Source organism: Tessaracoccus yangjingae (genome assembly GCF_054483935.1).
The window spans coordinates 2437380-2452993 of sequence record NZ_CM137014.1 but is presented as its reverse complement, the minus strand read 5'-3'; the positions used below and the strand labels follow the sequence as shown (position 1 = coordinate 2452993).

The 15614-nt window shown below is 70.4% G+C and carries 11 protein-coding genes; all 11 read right to left on the bottom strand.

The genetic code is table 11. The features are described from left to right. Window positions 1-4 precede the first annotated feature (4 nt). Entirely contained in the window at window positions 5-574 is a 570-nt protein-coding gene (locus ACX1D3_RS10910; protein WP_458993905.1) for a hypothetical protein, read from the bottom strand. Beyond that, entirely contained in the window at window positions 574-4113 is a 3540-nt protein-coding gene (gene dnaE / locus ACX1D3_RS10905; protein WP_458993904.1) for a DNA polymerase III subunit alpha, read from the bottom strand. Before dnaE ends, ACX1D3_RS10910 begins: the two co-directional genes overlap by 1 nt. A gap of 96 nt (window positions 4114-4209) precedes the next feature. Further along, the gene (locus ACX1D3_RS10900) at window positions 4210-4509 is read right to left on the bottom strand and encodes a putative quinol monooxygenase (protein WP_458993903.1); all 300 of its coding nucleotides are present in this window, start codon (window positions 4507-4509) and stop codon (window positions 4210-4212) included. A gap of 32 nt (window positions 4510-4541) precedes the next feature. Then, entirely contained in the window at window positions 4542-6008 is a 1467-nt protein-coding gene (gene gltD / locus ACX1D3_RS10895) for a glutamate synthase subunit beta (RefSeq protein ID WP_458993902.1), read from the bottom strand. Continuing rightward, window positions 6001-10530: a glutamate synthase large subunit gene (gltB, locus tag ACX1D3_RS10890; protein WP_458993901.1), complete on the bottom strand. Its 4530-nt coding sequence runs from the start codon at window positions 10528-10530 to the stop codon at window positions 6001-6003. The genes gltD and gltB overlap by 8 nt, the downstream gene beginning before the upstream one ends. Window positions 10531-10670: 140 nt before the next feature. Further along, window positions 10671-11855: an alpha-amylase family protein gene (locus ACX1D3_RS10885; RefSeq protein ID WP_458993900.1), complete on the bottom strand. Its 1185-nt coding sequence runs from the start codon at window positions 11853-11855 to the stop codon at window positions 10671-10673. Window positions 11856-11914: 59 nt separating this feature from the next. Continuing rightward, complete coding sequence (locus ACX1D3_RS10880; RefSeq protein ID WP_458993899.1) at window positions 11915-12538, bottom strand: SCO family protein; 624 nt, start codon at window positions 12536-12538, stop codon at window positions 11915-11917. Then, window positions 12535-13383, bottom strand: coding sequence for a tryptophan synthase subunit alpha (gene trpA / locus ACX1D3_RS10875; protein ID WP_458993898.1), 849 nt, complete (start codon window positions 13381-13383; stop codon window positions 12535-12537). Before trpA ends, ACX1D3_RS10880 begins: the two co-directional genes overlap by 4 nt. Further along, window positions 13380-14615, bottom strand: coding sequence for a tryptophan synthase subunit beta (gene trpB, locus ACX1D3_RS10870; protein ID WP_458993897.1), 1236 nt, complete (start codon window positions 14613-14615; stop codon window positions 13380-13382). The genes trpA and trpB overlap by 4 nt, the downstream gene beginning before the upstream one ends. Further along, window positions 14612-15406 carry an indole-3-glycerol phosphate synthase TrpC gene (gene trpC, locus ACX1D3_RS10865; RefSeq protein WP_458993896.1) on the bottom strand — a complete coding sequence of 265 codons (795 nt, stop codon included), beginning with the start codon at window positions 15404-15406 and terminating at the stop codon, window positions 14612-14614. The genes trpB and trpC overlap by 4 nt, the downstream gene beginning before the upstream one ends. Next, window positions 15403-15609 (bottom strand): HGxxPAAW family protein, encoded by a 207-nt coding sequence (locus ACX1D3_RS10860; RefSeq protein ID WP_458993895.1) that lies wholly within the window; start codon window positions 15607-15609, stop codon window positions 15403-15405. Before ACX1D3_RS10860 ends, trpC begins: the two co-directional genes overlap by 4 nt. Window positions 15610-15614: the final 5 nt, after the last annotated feature.

Here is a 15614-nt window from a genome sequence, read left to right as displayed (position 1 = left end):
AAGTCTAGTGGGCCTCGCCGGACTCCTCCTCCGGGCGTTCCACGCGCGGCTCGGGCCAAAAGGCGGCCATGAGCATGATCGGGGTGATCGCGGCGAACGGAGCCACCAGCAGGGCCGACAGAGCCCTCAGCATCAGGTCCACGCGCACCACGTCGCCGGCCTGCGCGCCGGCGAGCCTGTCCACGAAGCCGGACTCCCCGACCAGAAGCCCCACCTGCCACGCCGTCAGCGCGCACGCCAGCGACCCGATGAGCGGCACGGCGATGACCACCCACCCCTGCCGGTGGAGGATCACCCACCCGACGGCGCCGAGCACCAGCCCCACCGCCCCGGTGATGAAGGTGAACGCCACGTCCGCCGCGACGATGCTCGTGTGCGCCCGCTCGTTGATGACGGCGGTCATGTCGTCGTTGATGGTGTAGGCGGGCAGGGGCGCGAGCCAGGACCAGAGCAGCCCGGCCACCACGCCGAGGGCGACGGAGGCCAGCAGGTACAGCGCCACCCGCCACGCCGTCGAGTCCCACAGCTCGGTGAGCTGGCCCTTCCGGGAGATGATGAGCACGTCGTCGGACATCAGTCCTGCCTCCCGACCCCGACGCAGCTGGGCCCGAGCACGGCCTTGAGGTCCGCGAACAGCGCGGACGTGAGCTCCACGCGGAACCCGTCGCCCAGTCTGAAGGTCTTCACCTGGTCCCCCGTCCGCAGTTGGAGGTGCACCTCCGCCGAGCCCGGATACTGGGCCAGGATCTCCTTGATCCGGCTGACCACCCCGGGCGTGCAGCGCACGGCCGGCAGGGTCAACGCCAGCGGGCCCGCGTTGCCCTCGGCGCTCATGTGCGGCGCGACGACGTGCTGGGCGCGCATCCGGCCGCGATCCTCGCCGGCCTCGACGGTGCCCTCGATCGAGACGATCGTGTCCGGCGCGAGGAGCGTGGCCACCTGGTCGTAGACCCGCGGGAAGACCGTGACCTCGATGGAGCTGGTCAGGTCCTCGAGGACCACCAGCGCCCAGATGTTGCCGGCCTTGTTCACGCGCCGGTTGACGCTGGTGATCAGGCCGCACAGCTTGGTCGGCCCCCGGTATCCGTCCCCCGCCGTCGCGGCGGCGATCGGCCGCTCGCTGTGGGTCTGCAGGACGTGCTCGAGGCCGTTGAGCGGATGGTCGGAGACGTAGAGCCCGAGCATCTCGCGCTCGAACGCGAGCTTGGTCCGCCGGTCCCACTCGTCGACCTGCGGGACCTGATCGTGGGGGGTGGCGCCGCCCGCGACCTCGGCGGTGTCGAAGCCGAAGTCGAAGCCGTCCTGCCCGTTCTCGGCGTTGCGCTTGACGTCGATGATCGAGTCCACGGCGGTCTCGAAGATGCCCATGAGCGCCCGGCGTGTGTGGCCGAGCTCGTCGAAGGCCCCGGACTTGATCAGCGACTCGATGACGCGCTTGTTGCACATGAGCAGCGGGGACTTGTCCAGGAAGTCGTGGAAGTCCGTGGCCGGTCCCTTGCGGTTGCGCTCCGCGATCCAGGCGCTGACCACCTTGTCGCCGACGTTGCGCACCGCGCCCAGGCCGAACCGGATGTGGTCCCCGACAGGGGTGAAGGCGGTCTCGGAGGAGTTGACGTCCGGCGGGAGAACCTGGATGCCCATGCGGCGGCACTCGGCCAGGTACAGGCCCGACTTGTCCTTGTCGTCGCGGACCGACTGGAGCAGCGCGGCCATGTACTCCACCGGGTACTTCGCCTTGAGGTAGGCCGTCCAGTAGGAGATGACGCCGTAGGCGGCGGTGTGGGCCTTGTTGAAGGCGTAGTCCGAGAACGGGACGAGGATCTCCCACAGCGCCTTGATGGCGGCATCCGAGTAGCCGTTGGCCCTCATGCCCTCGGAGAACGGGACGAACTCCGCGTCCAGCACCTCCTTCTTCTTCTTGCCCATGGCCCGGCGGAGGAGGTCCGCCTTGCCCAGCGAGTAGCCGGCCACACGCTGGGCGATCTGCTGCACCTGCTCCTGGTAGACGATCAGCCCGTAGGTGGTCGACAGGATGTCGGCGAGCGGCTCCTCCAGCTCGGGATGGATCGGCACGATCTCCTGGGCGCCGGTCTTGCGCAGCGCGTAGTTGGTGTGGGACTGGGCGCCCATCGGGCCTGGGCGGTAGAGGGCGAGGGCCGCGGAGATGTCCTCGAAGTTGTCGGGCTGCATCAGGCGCAGCAGCGTGCGCATGCCGCCGCCGTCGAGTTGGAAGATGCCCAGGGTGTCGCCGCTGGCCAGCAGGTCGTAGGCGGCCTTGTCGGTCATGTCGTCGACGAGCGCGTCGAGGTCCAGGTCGAAGCCCTGGTTGAGCTTGATGTTGCGCACCGCGTCGTCGAGCACCGTGAGGTTGCGCAGCCCCAGGAAGTCCATCTTGATCAGGCCGAGCGACTCGCAGCCCGGGTAGTCGAACTGGGTGATGATGGCGCCGTCGGCCTCGCGCTTCATCAGGGGGATGATGTCGATGAGCGGATCGGAGCTCATGATCACGCCGGCGGCGTGCACGCCCCACTGACGCTTGAGGCCCTCGAGGCCCTTGGCTGTGTCGACGACGGTGCGCACGTCCGGGGAGCTCTGGTAGAGCTCGCGGAACTCGTTGCCCTCGTTGTAGCGCTTGTGGTTCTCGTCGAACAGGTCCGCCAGCGGCACGCCCTTGCCCATCACGTCCGGCGGCATCGCCTTGGTGATCTGCTCGCCGATGGCGAACGGCATGTCGAGGACGCGGGCGGCGTCCTTGACCGCGGCCTTCGCCTTGATCGAGCCGTAGGTGATGATCTGGGCGACCTTGTCGTTGCCGTACTTCTCGGAGACGTAGGCGATCACCTCGGCGCGGCGGCGATCGTCGAAGTCGATGTCGAAGTCGGGCATGGACACACGCTCGGGATTGAGGAACCGCTCGAACAGCAGCCCGTGCTGCAGCGGGCAGAGGTCCGTGATGCGCAGGGCGTAGGCGCAGATGGAGCCCGCGCCGGAGCCTCGGCCGGGGCCCACGCGGATGCCGTTCTTCTTGGCCCAGTTGATGAAGTCCGCAACCACGAGGAAGTAGCCGGTGAAGCCCATCGCGGCGATGATGCCCGTCTCGAACTCGGCGCGCTCGCGCACCTCGGCTGAGATCTGGCCGCGGTAGCGCTCGTGCAGGCCGCGCTCCACCTCCTTGTGGAACCAGGAGTCCTCGGTCTCGCCCTCGGGAACCGGATACTTCGGCATGTAGGTGCCGGAGCCCTCGTCGAAGGAGGTCTCGATGCGTTCGGCGATGGCCAGCGTGTTGTCGCAGGCCTCGGGGAGCTCGTGGAACAGGGCCCGCATCTCCGCGGGCGACTTCATGTAGTAGCCGTTGCCGTCGAACTTGAACCGGTCGGTCTGCGCCTTCCGGGACCCGGCCGAGACGCACAGCAGCGTGTCGTGGGCGTCGGCGTCGTCTGCGTGGACGTAGTGCGAGTCGTTGGTGGCCACCAGCGGCAGCCTGAGGTCCTTGGCCAGCCGCAGCAGGTCGTGGCGGACGCGCGTCTCGATCTCCAGGCCGTGGTCCATCAGCTCGACGTAGAAGTTGCCCTCGCCGAAGATGTCGCGGAACTCCGCGGCGGTGGCGACGGCATTGTCGTACTGGCCCAGCCGCAGGAACGTCTGCACCTCGCCGGACGGGCAGCCGGTGGTGGCGATGAGGCCCGTGCCGTACTCGTGGAGCAGCTCCCGGTCCGCGCGCGGCTTGTAGAAGAAGCCCTCCAGCGAGCTGCGGGTGCTCAGCCGGAACAGGTTGTGCATGCCCTCGGGGGTGGCGGCCCACATGGTCATGTGGGTGTAGGCGCCCTTGGAGGCCACGTCGTCGCCGGTGCCGTCGCCGAACTGGACCCGCTTGCGCTCGGAGCGGTGGGTGCGGGGCGTGAGGTACGCCTCGAGGCCGATGATCGGCTTGACCTTGAAGTTCTTCGACGCCTTGTAGAACTCGTACGCGCCGAACAGGTTGCCGTGGTCCGTGATGGCCAGGGCCGTCATGCCCAGCTTCTCCGCCTGGCTGAACATGTCCTTGACGCGGGCGGCGCCGTCGAGCATGGAGAATTCGCTGTGGTTGTGGAGGTGAACGAAGCTCTCGGCCATCACACATCTCCTCCATCTGCCAACCGGGCGGCGGCTCCCCACCATACCCGCCCTTGCGCCGCGACGCCCCGCACACCGGGGCGCGTCGCTGAGGGGTCAGGCGGTGGCGGCCGGCTCGTCGAGCCAGGTGAGGTGGGAGCCGTCCTCGACGATGTGGTGCGCGAGCTCCGCGTTGAACTCGGCGCCGTAGTCCGCCGTGATGTGGGCCTGGAACGCGGCGTCGTCGCGGTACTGCTCGAACACGAACCAGCGACGGGGATGCTCCTCCCGGGTGAACGGCAGGAACATCACGTTGCCCGGCTCGCGGCGGACCTTCTCTGTCAGGCCCGCCATCAGCTCCGCCACCCGGTCCTCGTGCCCGGGCAGCGCGGTGAACTCGGCGAAGAGTGTCTTCATGGCAGACACCCTACGCCGAGGCTCCGGCCGCGTCAGACGAGGAGTTGACGGACCTCCGGACCGATCGGGCGGGGCAGCTTCGAGGAGCCGCTGAGGTGCGCGTCGACGCCCTGCGCGCAGGACCGGCCCTCGGCGATCGCCCAGACGATCAGGGACTGCCCACGGCCCGCGTCGCCGCACACGAACACGTGCTCGACGCTGGTGCGGTACTGGTCGTCGCGCACAATGTTGCCGCGCGGGTCGAGCTCCAAGCCCAGCTCCTCCACCAGGCCGGCCTGCTGCGGACCGGTGAAGCCCATCGCGAGCAGGACGAGCTGCGCGGGGATGTGCCGCTCGGTGCCCTCGACGGGCACGAAGCGCCCCGCCTCGAAGCGGACCTCGACGATGTCGAGGCCGGCCACGCGACCCTCGTCGTCGCCCACGAACCGGTTGGTGGACACGGCGTAGACGCGGTCCCCGCCCTCCTCGTGCGCGGAGGTGATCTTGAACGTCATCGGGTAGGTGGGCCACGGCTGCCCCGCGGGGCGGTCCTCGGGGGGCATCGGCAGGATCTCGAGCTGCGTGATGGACCGGGCGCCCTGACGCGTCGAGGTGCCGAGGCAGTCGGCGCCGGTGTCTCCGCCGCCGATGATCACCACGTCCTTGCCCTCGGCGGTGATCTGGTCCGGCACCTCCTCACCGACGGCGCGGCGGTTGGCCTGGGGCAGGAACTCCATGGCCTGGTGGATCCCGGCGAGCTCGCGGCCCGGGGCGGGAAGGTCGCGGGGCACCGTGGCGCCGATGGCGAGGACCACGGCCTCGTACCGGTCGAGGAGCTCCTTGCCCGTGATGTCGACGCCCACGTTGACGCCGGTCTTGAACTGCGTCCCCTCGAGCACCATCTGCTTGAGGCGGCGGTTGAGGACCGCCTTCTCCATCTTGAACTCGGGGATGCCGTAGCGCAGGAGGCCGCCGATGGCGTCCGCCCGCTCGTAGACGACGACGGTGTGCCCGGCGCGCGTCAGCTGCTGCGCCGCGGCGAGGCCGGCGGGGCCGGAGCCCACCACGGCCACGGTCTTGGCGGTGTGCCACTCGGGCTGCTGCGGGGTGACCCGGGAGTCCTCCCAGGCCTTGTCGATGATGGCCACCTCGACGTTCTTGATGGTCACCGCGTCCATGTTGATGGCCACCACGCAGGCGGTCTCGCAGGGCGCCGGGCACAGCCGGCCGGTGAACTCGGGGAAGTTGTTGGTGGCGTGCAGCCGGTCGAGCGCGGCCTGCCACTCGTCGCGCCACACCAGGTCGTTCCACTCGGGGATGAGGTTGCCCAGCGGGCACCCGTTGTGGCAGAAGGGGATGCCGCAGTCCATGCAGCGCCCGGCCTGCTCCGAGATGATCGGCAGGAGCGCCTTGCCCGGGCTGCCCGGGTAGACCTCCTTCCAGTCATGGATGCGTTCCTCCACGGGGCGGCGGGCGGCCACCTGACGGGGTGTGGTCATGAAACCCTTGGGATCAGCCATGAGCGGCCTCCATCATCAGCTTGGTGGTTTCCTCTTCCGAGAGCCCGTCGGCGACGGACCGGGCCTGGACGGCCATGATGCGGGCGAAGTCACGCGGCTGCACCTTCGTGAAGCGGAGCCGCAGCTCGTCGTCGCCCAGCTGGAGCAGCTCGTCGGCCACCAGCGAACCGGTCTCGGCCCGGTGCTCGCCCATCAGCTCCCTGACCCGGGCCACGTCAGCGTCGCTGAGCTCGACGGGGTCCACGAGCTCAGTGTTGAGCCGAAGCGGGTTGAGGTCCAGCACCCACGCCACGCCGCCGGACATGCCCGCGGCGAAGTTGCGGCCGGTGGGTCCGAGGACCAGCACCTCACCGCCGGTCATGTACTCGCAGCCGTGGTCCCCCACGCCCTCGACGACCGCCGTGGCGCCCGAGTTGCGCACGCAGAACCGCTCGCCCACGAGGCCGCGGAGGAACATCGACCCGGATGTCGCGCCGTAGCCGATGACGTTGCCGGCGACGATCTGCTCGGAGGGATCGAAGCGGACGCCCGCCGGCGGGGTGACCACGAGCCGACCACCCGAGAGCCCCTTGCCGAAGTAGTCGTTCGAGTCTCCGATGAGCCGCAGCGTGATGCCGCGGGGCAGGAACGCCCCGAAGCTCTGGCCCCCGGTGCCGGTGAGGGTGAACTCGATCGTGCCGGGCGCCAGGCCCAGCCCGTCGGTGGCCTTGGTGACCTCGTGGCCGAGCATGGTGCCGACGGTGCGGTCCACGTTGCGCACGGTCAGGGAGTGGCGCACCTGCTCCCCCCGGGCCAGGGCCGGCTCGGCGAGCCGGATGAGCTCGACGTCCAGCTTGGCGTCCAGGCCGTGGTCCTGCTTCGTGGAGCAGTGCCGCTGCGAGCCGGCCGGCACGTCGATCTGGGTGAGGATGGGCGAGAGGTTGAGCCCGTGGGTCTTCCAGTGGCCCACGGCCTTGGCCACGTCCAGCAGGTCGGCGCGGCCCACGGCCTCGTCGATGGAGCGCAGCCCCAGGGAGGCGAGCAGCTCGCGCACCTCCTGGGCCATGAACATGAAGAAGTTGACCACGTGGTCCGGGTCGCCGTGGAACTTGCCGCGCAGCTCGGGGTTCTGCGTGGCCACGCCCACCGGGCAGGTGTCCTTGTGGCACACGCGCATCATCACGCAGCCGGACACCACCAGGGGTGCGGTGGCGAAGCCGAACTCCTCGGCGCCCAGCAGGGCGGCGACGACCACGTCGCGACCGGTCTTGAGCTGGCCGTCGCACTGGACGACGATGCGGTCCCGCAGCCCGTTGAGCAGCAGGGTCTGCTGGGTCTCGGCGAGGCCGAGCTCCCACGGCGCGCCCGCGTGCTTGAGCGAGGTGAGCGGGGCGGCGCCCGTCCCGCCGTCGTGGCCGGAGATGAGGACCACGTCCGCCTTGGCCTTGCTGACGCCCGCGGCGACGGTGCCCACGCCGATCTCGGAGACCAGCTTCACGTGCACCCGGGCCGAGGGGTTGGCGCACTTGAGGTCGTGGATGAGCTGCTTGAGGTCCTCGATCGAGTAGATGTCGTGGTGCGGCGGCGGGGAGATGAGGCCCACGCCGGGGGTGGAGTGACGCGTCTTGGCCACCCACGGGTACACCTTCGGGCCGGGCAGCTGACCGCCCTCGCCGGGCTTGGCGCCCTGCGCCATCTTGATCTGGATGTCGTCGGCGTAGGTGAGGTACTCCGACGTGACGCCGAAGCGCCCCGAGGCCACCTGCTTGATGGCGGAGCGGCGCGCCGGGTCGTGCAGGCGCTCCGGGTCCTCGCCGCCCTCACCGGTGTTGGACTTGCCGCCGATGCGGTTCATCGCCACCGCGAGGGTCTGGTGGGCCTCCATGGAGATCGAGCCGTAGCTCATGGCGCCCGTGGAGAACCGCTTGACGATGCTCTCGACCGGCTCCACCTCGTCGATGCTGATGGGCTCGGCGGGCTTGAAGTCCATGAGCGAGCGCAGCGTCATGATCCTCGACGAGTTGTCGTTGACCAGCGAGGTGTAGCGCTTGAACATGGTGTAGTCGCCGGTGGAGGTGGCGTGCTGGAGGCGGAACACCGTCTCTGGATCGAACAGGTGCGGCTCGCCCTCGCGGCGCCACTGGTACTCCCCGCCCACCAGGAGGTTGCGGTGCGCCAGGGGGATGCCGTCGCTGGGGTAGGCGGTGGTGTGGCGGGCCTTGATCTCATCGGCCAGCTGGCCGAGGCCGAGGCCGCCGAGCCGGCTGGTGGTGCCGGTGAAGTAGCGGTCCACCACCTCCTGGCTCAACCCGACGCACTCGAAGATCTGGGCGCCGGTGTAGGAGGCGATGGTGGAGACGCCCATCTTGCTCATCACCTTGAGCACGCCCTTCGACAGCGCCTTGGCGACGTTGGCGATGGCCTTCTCGGCGGACACGTCGACGTACATCTCGCGCCGCGCCAGGTCCTCGGCGGACTCGAACACGAGGTATGGGTTGATCGCCGCCGCGCCGAAGCCGATGAGCAGCGCCATGTGGTGGACCTCGCGCACGTCGCCGGCCTCGACCACGAGGCCCACCTGGGTGCGGGTCTTCTCCCTGACCAGGTGGTGGTGCACCGCGGCGGTCAGCAGCAGCGACGGGATGGGCGCGAGTTCGGCGGTGGAGTGCCGGTCCGACAGGACGATCGCCCGGGCGCCGCCGCGGATGGCGGCCGACACCTCCTGGCAGATCTCGTCGATCTTCTTCTCCAGCGCGCGTCCGCCACCTGCCACCTTGTAGAGGCCCCGCACCACGTGCGTGCCGTAGCCGGGCAGGTCGCCGTCCTGGTTGAGGCGCACGATCTTGGCCAGCTGCTCCGAGTCCAGGATGGGCCGGTTCATGGTGATCTGGCGGGCCGCCTCCGCTGTGGGCTCCAGCAGGTTGCGCTCGGGGCCGATCTTGGTGGTCAGCGAGGTCACGAGCTCCTCACGGATGGCGTCCAGCGGCGGGTTGGTCACCTGCGCGAACAGCTGCTTGAAGTAGTCGAAGATCAGGCGCGGGCGGCTGCTGAGGACCGCGATCGGCGAGTCGGTGCCCATCGAGCCGATGGGCTCGGTGCCGGTGTTGGCCATGGGCGCGACGATGAGCCGCAGCTCCTCCTCGGTGTAGCCGAACACCTGCTGGCGCCGGATCACGGAGGCGTGCGAGTGCACGATGTGCGCCCGGCCGGGCAGCCGGTCGAGCTCGATCTTGTTCTCCGCGACCCACTGGCCGTACGGGTGCTCCGCGGCGAGCGCGCCCTTGACCTCGTCGTCGGACTCGATGGTGTGCTTCTCGAGGTCGAGCAGCAGCATGCGGCCCGGCTGGAGGCGACCCTTGCGGACCACGTCGCCCGCCTCGATCGGCAGGACGCCGGCCTCGGAGGCGAACACCACCAGGCCGTCCGCGGTCTCCCAGAAGCGCCCCGGGCGCAGCCCGTTGCGGTCCAGGCAGCCGCCGATGATGGTGCCGTCGGTGAAGGTCATGCAGGCGGGGCCGTCCCACGGCTCCATGATCATCGAGTGGTACTCGTAGAAGGCGCGGCGCTGGGGGTCCATCTCCGCGTGCCCCTCCCACGCCTCGGGGATCATCATCAGCACGGCATGGGGCAGGGAGCGCCCGCCGAGGTGCAGGAGCTCCAGCACCTCGTCGAAGGAGGCCGAGTCCGAGCCGTCGGGGGTGCAGATCGGGAAGAGCTTGTCGAGGTTGCCCGGGAGCTTGTCCGAGGTGAGCAGGGCCTCGCGGGCGCGCATCCAGTTGCGGTTGCCGCGCACGGTGTTGATCTCGCCGTTGTGCGCGATCATCCGGTACGGGTGCGCCAGCTCCCACGCGGGGAACGTGTTGGTGGAGAAGCGGGAGTGCACCAGCGCCAGGGCGGACTCCACCCGGTCGTCGTGGAGCTCGGGGAAGACCTCCTCGAGCTGGGCCGTGGTGAGCATGCCCTTGTAGACCAGCGTCCGCGACGACAGCGACGAGAAGTACAGGCCCGCCTCGTGCTGGGCGCGGCGGCGCAGCACGTAGGTGTGGCGGTCGAGGTCGATGCCGGTCTGGCCCTCGCGCCCGGCGACGATCAGGTGCTCGAAGTGCGGCATGGCGCCGATCGAGATGGGCGACAGGGTGCCGGTCTCGACGGGCACCTCGCGCCAGGCGATGACGTCGAGTTCCACCTCGTCGGCGATGGCCTCGACGGCGGCCTTCACCTCGGCGCGCCCCTGCCCGTCGACGGGGAGGAACGCCATGCCGACGGCGTACTCGCCGGCCTCGGGGAGCCGGGCGTCGACGACTGAGCGCAGGAAGCGGTCCGGGACCTGGATGAGGATGCCCGCGCCGTCACCGGCCGCCTCGTCGGCGCCGGTGGCGCCGCGGTGGTCCAGGTTGCGCAGCGCCTCGAGCCCCTGCTCGACGATCTGGTGCCGGGGCACGCCGTCGAGGTGTGCGACGAAGGCGACACCGCAGGCGTCATGCTCGTAGGCCGGGTCGTACAGACCCACCTTCTCGCGGTGCGGGAACACGCTCTGAGCCATCTACTGGTCCTCTCGAAGTCAGTTAAGGACGTGCCGCGGCGGGGCCGTAGCGAGGAAACAGTATGCGGCCGGGTTTCTCGTAGCAACCGAGGTCCACGTCCGTAGGGAGAGCGTAAGACAATCGTTACTTGGCTGTTACATCAGGCCAGCACGGTGTTGGAGCCGTTCTGACGCACGGTGAGGGTGCCGGCGTCGAGGTCGACGAGGAACTCCGCCTCGGCCCCCGCGGCACGGCAGCGGTAGGTCAGGGCGGCGTTCTCGCGGTGCAGCACCTCCAGCGTCGCGGTGGCCAGCCAGGGGTTGCGGCGGCGGAACGCGATGGCCGCCTGGTAGGCGCGGTGCAGGGGCTCCCCCAGCGGCGACAGCTCGGCCGGCGTCGCGGGCAGGGGCGGCCTGACCTCGTCGTCGCCGTGCCAGGCCTCGGTCTTTGTGCCGGTGAAGCCCTGCTCGTCGCCGTAGTAGACGCTGGGCATGCCGGGCAGGGTCATGAGTATCCTGGCGGCCAGGGCGGCCCGCCCTGCGCCGAGCGTGGTGGCGATCCGGGTGACGTCGTGGTTGCCGATGAACGTCTGCGGCAGGAAGCTCCGGCAGAACTCGCCGTGCCGCCCCAGTGCGTGGGCGAGCTCCCAGAGGTTCGTGTCCTTGAGCGAGCTCCAGAGGGCCTTCCACAGCTCGTACTGGGTCAGCGAGTCCAGCGTCGACTCCTCGATGAAGCCGGCGTAGTCGCCGTGGATCACCTCGCCGAGCAGCACCGCGTCCGGGAACTCGGCCCGGACCCTGGCGGCGGCGTCGCGCCAGAACCGGGTGGGCACGGCGTAGGCCACGTCGAGCCGCCAGCCGGCGATCCCCCGGCGCAGCCAGTGCAGCATCGCGTCGGAGACGAGGTCGAGGACGGCGGGGTTGTCGTGGTCGAGCTCCACGAGCGAGTCGTGGCCCTCCCAGCCCCTCGGGTGCCCGTCCTGGTGACGGATCAGCTCCGGGCGCTCCGTGACCATCCGGTGTTCGCGCGCGACGTGGTTGAAGACGCCGTCGAGCATCACGTTGATCCCGCGGGCCCGGGCCCCCGCGACGAGGCGGTCGAAGTCGGCGTCGTCGCCCAGGCGCGGGTCGATGCGGAAGTGGTCCAGGGTGTCGTAGCCGTGCGAGACGGACTCGAACACCGGCCCGAGCAGCAGCCCGTTGCAGCCCAGCTCGACGAGGTAGTCCAGCCATCCCTCGAGCATGGTGAGCCGGTGGGCGGGACTGCCGTGGTCACCGCGGATCGGCGCCCCGACGGCGCCCAGCGGGTAGACCTGCCACCAGATCGCGTGCTCCATCATGCCCATGGGGACTCTCCTCGTCCGATCAGCGGTCACCACCGCGCCCCAGGCTACTCCCGGGCCTGTCAGGCCGCGATCAGGCGCTCGAAGTCGTCTTTGAGCTCGCCGGCCGACAGGCCGTTCCAGACCACCCTCAGCAGGCGGTCCTCGCCGAAGCCGAGGACGTAGGTGCCGTGGTCCACCTCGTAGCCGCCAGAAGGCAGCTGCCTGCCCTCCGCGATGTCGATGCCCAGGGTCATCGCCGCGGGCACGATGTCCTCCAGCGGGCCGGTGAGCCCCACGAACGAGTCGTCAACCCGGGACAGGTAGGTCTTCAGCACCTCGGGAGTGTCCCGCGCAGGGTCGGTGGTCACCACCACGAGCGTGATGTCGTCGACGAGGTCCTCGGGGAGCCGACGCCTGGCAGTGGCCATGTCGGCCATGATGCCCGGGCACACGTCGGGGCAGTTGGTGTAGCCGAAGAACAGCGCCACCGCGCGCGTGGTGGGCCCGGTGGCCAGGTTGTAGGGCTGGCCGTTGTGGTCCGTGAGGGTGACGTCGGGCAGGGGGTTGCCGCCCTCGGCGAGGTGCGTGCCGTGCCACCCCTCCTGCCCCGTGTCGACGCTGGCGGCCGGGCCGTCGTCCGCGGGCGCGCAGCCGGCCAGCAGCGCCAGGGCGCCGCCGCCCAGCACGACGCGCCGTGGGATCACCGGCGCGCCCTCTCCACGCCGTCGGCCAGCTCCGTGGCCAGCCTGCGCAGCCTGGCGAGGTCCGTCTGCAGGTCCAGCCCATCGGAGTCCAGGCACTTGAGCAGTGCCGAGCCCACGATCACGAGGTCCGCGTAGCGGCCCACCTCGGCGGCCTGGTCCCCGTTGGAGACGCCCAGCCCGATGCCGACGGGCAGCCCGGGGTCAACCGCGCGCGCCCGGGCGGTGATCACGGGGGCGGCGTCGGAGGTGGCGGCGCGGGCGCCGGTGACGCCCATCACGCTGGAGGCGTACACCCAGCCGCGACACCTGGCCATCGTGAGGCCGATCCGGTCCTCCGTCGACGACGGCGCGATGAGGAAGACCCGGTCCAGGCCGTACTTGTCCGTGGCCGCCAGCCACTCCGGGCAGTCGTCCGGCGGCAGGTCAGGGGTGATCGCGCCGGCGCCCCCGGCCGCCGCGAGGTCCCGGGCGAACGCGTCGGGGCCGTAGGCCTCGATGAGGTTCCAGTAGGTCATCACCATGGGGGCGGCCGTGGTCTGGGCCACCGCCTCGACGGCGAGGAAGGCGTCCCTCGTGCGGACCCCGCGGGCGCGGGCCTTGGCAGTGGCGTGCTGGATGACCAGCCCGTCCATCAAAGGATCGGAGTACGGCATGCCGATCTCGACGATGTCCACGCCGCGACCCTCCACGCCCTCGGTGATGGCCTTGAGCGCGGAGATCGAGTCCGCGACACTCGGGTACCCCACGGGCAGGTACCCCACCAGCGCCGGGCGCCCTGAGTCCAGCGCCTTGGCGACCACCTGTCCGGTGATCCCCAGCCTCGACGCGTCGGTGAACTGGCTCATTCCATGCCCCCGACCGTCTTGTCCGGCACGCCGGTCAGCCCGAAGTACTCGACGGCGGTGGCCACGTCCTTGTCCCCTCGCCCGGACAGGCACACCAGGATGGTGGGCCGTGCCGTCGGGTCCTCGGCGGCGATCCGCAGGCCGAGGCGGCGCGCGCCGGCCAGCGCGTGGGCGGACTCGATGGCGGGGATGATGCCCTCGGTGCGGCTGAGCATCCGGAAGGCCTCCATGGCCTCGTCGTCGGTGACGCCCTCGTAGACGGCGCGCCCCGTGTCCGCAAGCCACGCGTGCTCGGGGCCGACGCCGGGGTAGTCCAGCCCGGCCGAGATCGAGTGCGACTCGATGGTCTGCCCGTCCTCGTCCTGCAGCACCATGGTGCGGGCGCCGTGCAGCACGCCCGGGGACCCCGCGACGATCGTGGCGGCGTGGCGGCCCGTGGCCACCCCCTCGCCCTCGGCCTCGAAGCCGTAGAGACGCACCGACTCGTCGGGGATGAAGTCGTAGAACATGCCGATGGCGTTGGAGCCGCCGCCGACGCAGGCCGCGACATAGTCGGGCAGCGCGCCGTGGTCCTCCAGCATCTGCCGGCGGGCCTCGGTGGAGATGATCCGCTGCAGCTCGCGCACGAGCCAGGGGAACGGGTGGGGGCCGCCGACGGTGCCGATCAGGTAGTGCGTGGAGTCCACCGTGGTGACCCAGTCCCGCATGGCTTCGTTCATCGCGTCCTTGAGGGTGCGTGACCCCGCCGCCACCGCGTACACCTCGGCGCCCAGCAGCTGCATGCGCGCCACGTTGAGCGCCTGGCGCTTCGTGTCCACCTCGCCCATGTAGACGCGGCACTCGAGGCCCAGCAGGGCGGCCGCGGTGGCCGTGGCCACGCCGTGCTGCCCGGCGCCGGTCTCCGCGATGACCCGGGTCTTGCCCATCCGCTTGGTGAGCAGCGCCTGGCCCAGCACGTTGTTGATCTTGTGCGCGCCGGTGTGGTTGAGGTCCTCGCGCTTGAGCAGGATGCGGGCGTTGCCGCACTCCTTGGAGTAGTTCTCCGCCACCGTGATGGGGGTGGGGCGCCCGGAGTAGTCCCGCTGGAGGCGGGCGAGCTCGGCCCGGTAGGCGGGATCCGCCTGGGCCTCCTCGAAGGCGAGGGTGAGTTCGGTGAGCGCCGCCTGCAGCGCTTCGGGGACGAACCGGCCGCCGAAGCGTCCGAAGTGGCCCTTCTCGTCCGGCACGCTCATGCGTCCTGCCTCTCTGCTGCGGACATGAAGTCCGCGATGGCTCGGGTGGGATCGCCGTGCCTGACCAGCGCCTCCCCCACGAGGATGACGTCCGCGCCCTGTCGGGAGACCTTGGCCGCGTCGTCTGCGGTGAGGATCCCGGACTCCGCGACCCTCACGGCCCGCCCGCCGATGTGCCCGGACAGCGACCCGAAGGTGTCGAGGTCCACGTCAAGGGTCTTGAGGTTGCGGTTGTTGACCCCGATGAGATCGAAGCCCAGGGCCAGCGCCCGGTCCACCTCGTCGAGGGTGTGGGTCTCGACGAGCGCCGTCATCCCGAGGTCCGCGGTGAGGGCGCCGAAGCGGGCGAGTTCCTCGTCGGTCAGGGCGGCGACGATGAGCAGGACCATGTCTGCCCCGTGGGCGCGGGCCTCGTGGAACTGGTACTCGTCCACCATGAAGTCCTTGCGGAGCACGGGCACCCGGACGGCGGCCCGGACGGCGTCCAGGTCCGCCAGGGTGCCGTTGAAGCGCCGCTGCTCGGTGAGGACCGAGATGGCGGCCGCTCCCCCGGCCTCGTAGGAGGCGGCCAGGGCCGCGGGGTCCGCGATGTGGGCCAGGTCACCCTTGGAGGGCGACTTGCGCTTCACCTCGGCGATCACCGCCAGCCGGTCCTCGCGGAACCGGGGCATGGGATCCAGCGCGGGCGCCGCCTCCCGGGCGGCGCGCATCACGTCTGCCAGGGGGGCCTGCGCCCTCCGGTGGTCGAGGTCGAGCCGGACTCCGGCGATGATGTCGTCCAGGACGGTCACGGCTGGCCGTAGCCCATGGCCTTCATGACCATGGTGCCCAGCCCGGCGATCAGCAGCAGCGCCGCGCCGAAGATGACGAGCGCCCAGTTGGGGCCGAGCATCGCGCCCCCCGCGGTGATGACGGAGCCGACGGCGGCCGTGACCGATCCCGCCCATGCCGCGGGGCTCTTGCCGTGGTGGTAGTGCTTAGGGGTACGCGCCATGACCC

Coding starts and splice junctions, on each gene's coding strand:
- trpB (WP_458993897.1), bottom strand. CDS start 14,615: ATGAGCGTGCCGGACGAGAAGGGCCACTTCGGACGCTTCGGCGGCCGG.
- ACX1D3_RS10885 (WP_458993900.1), bottom strand. CDS start 11,855: ATGGGCATGATGGAGCACGCGATCTGGTGGCAGGTCTACCCGCTGGGC.
- ACX1D3_RS10860 (WP_458993895.1), bottom strand. CDS start 15,609: ATGGCGCGTACCCCTAAGCACTACCACCACGGCAAGAGCCCCGCGGCA.
- ACX1D3_RS10910 (WP_458993905.1), bottom strand. CDS start 574: ATGTCCGACGACGTGCTCATCATCTCCCGGAAGGGCCAGCTCACCGAG.
- dnaE (WP_458993904.1), bottom strand. CDS start 4,113: ATGGCCGAGAGCTTCGTTCACCTCCACAACCACAGCGAATTCTCCATG.
- trpA (WP_458993898.1), bottom strand. CDS start 13,383: ATGAGCCAGTTCACCGACGCGTCGAGGCTGGGGATCACCGGACAGGTG.
- gltD (WP_458993902.1), bottom strand. CDS start 6,008: ATGGCTGATCCCAAGGGTTTCATGACCACACCCCGTCAGGTGGCCGCC.
- ACX1D3_RS10900 (WP_458993903.1), bottom strand. CDS start 4,509: ATGAAGACACTCTTCGCCGAGTTCACCGCGCTGCCCGGGCACGAGGAC.
- gltB (WP_458993901.1), bottom strand. CDS start 10,530: ATGGCTCAGAGCGTGTTCCCGCACCGCGAGAAGGTGGGTCTGTACGAC.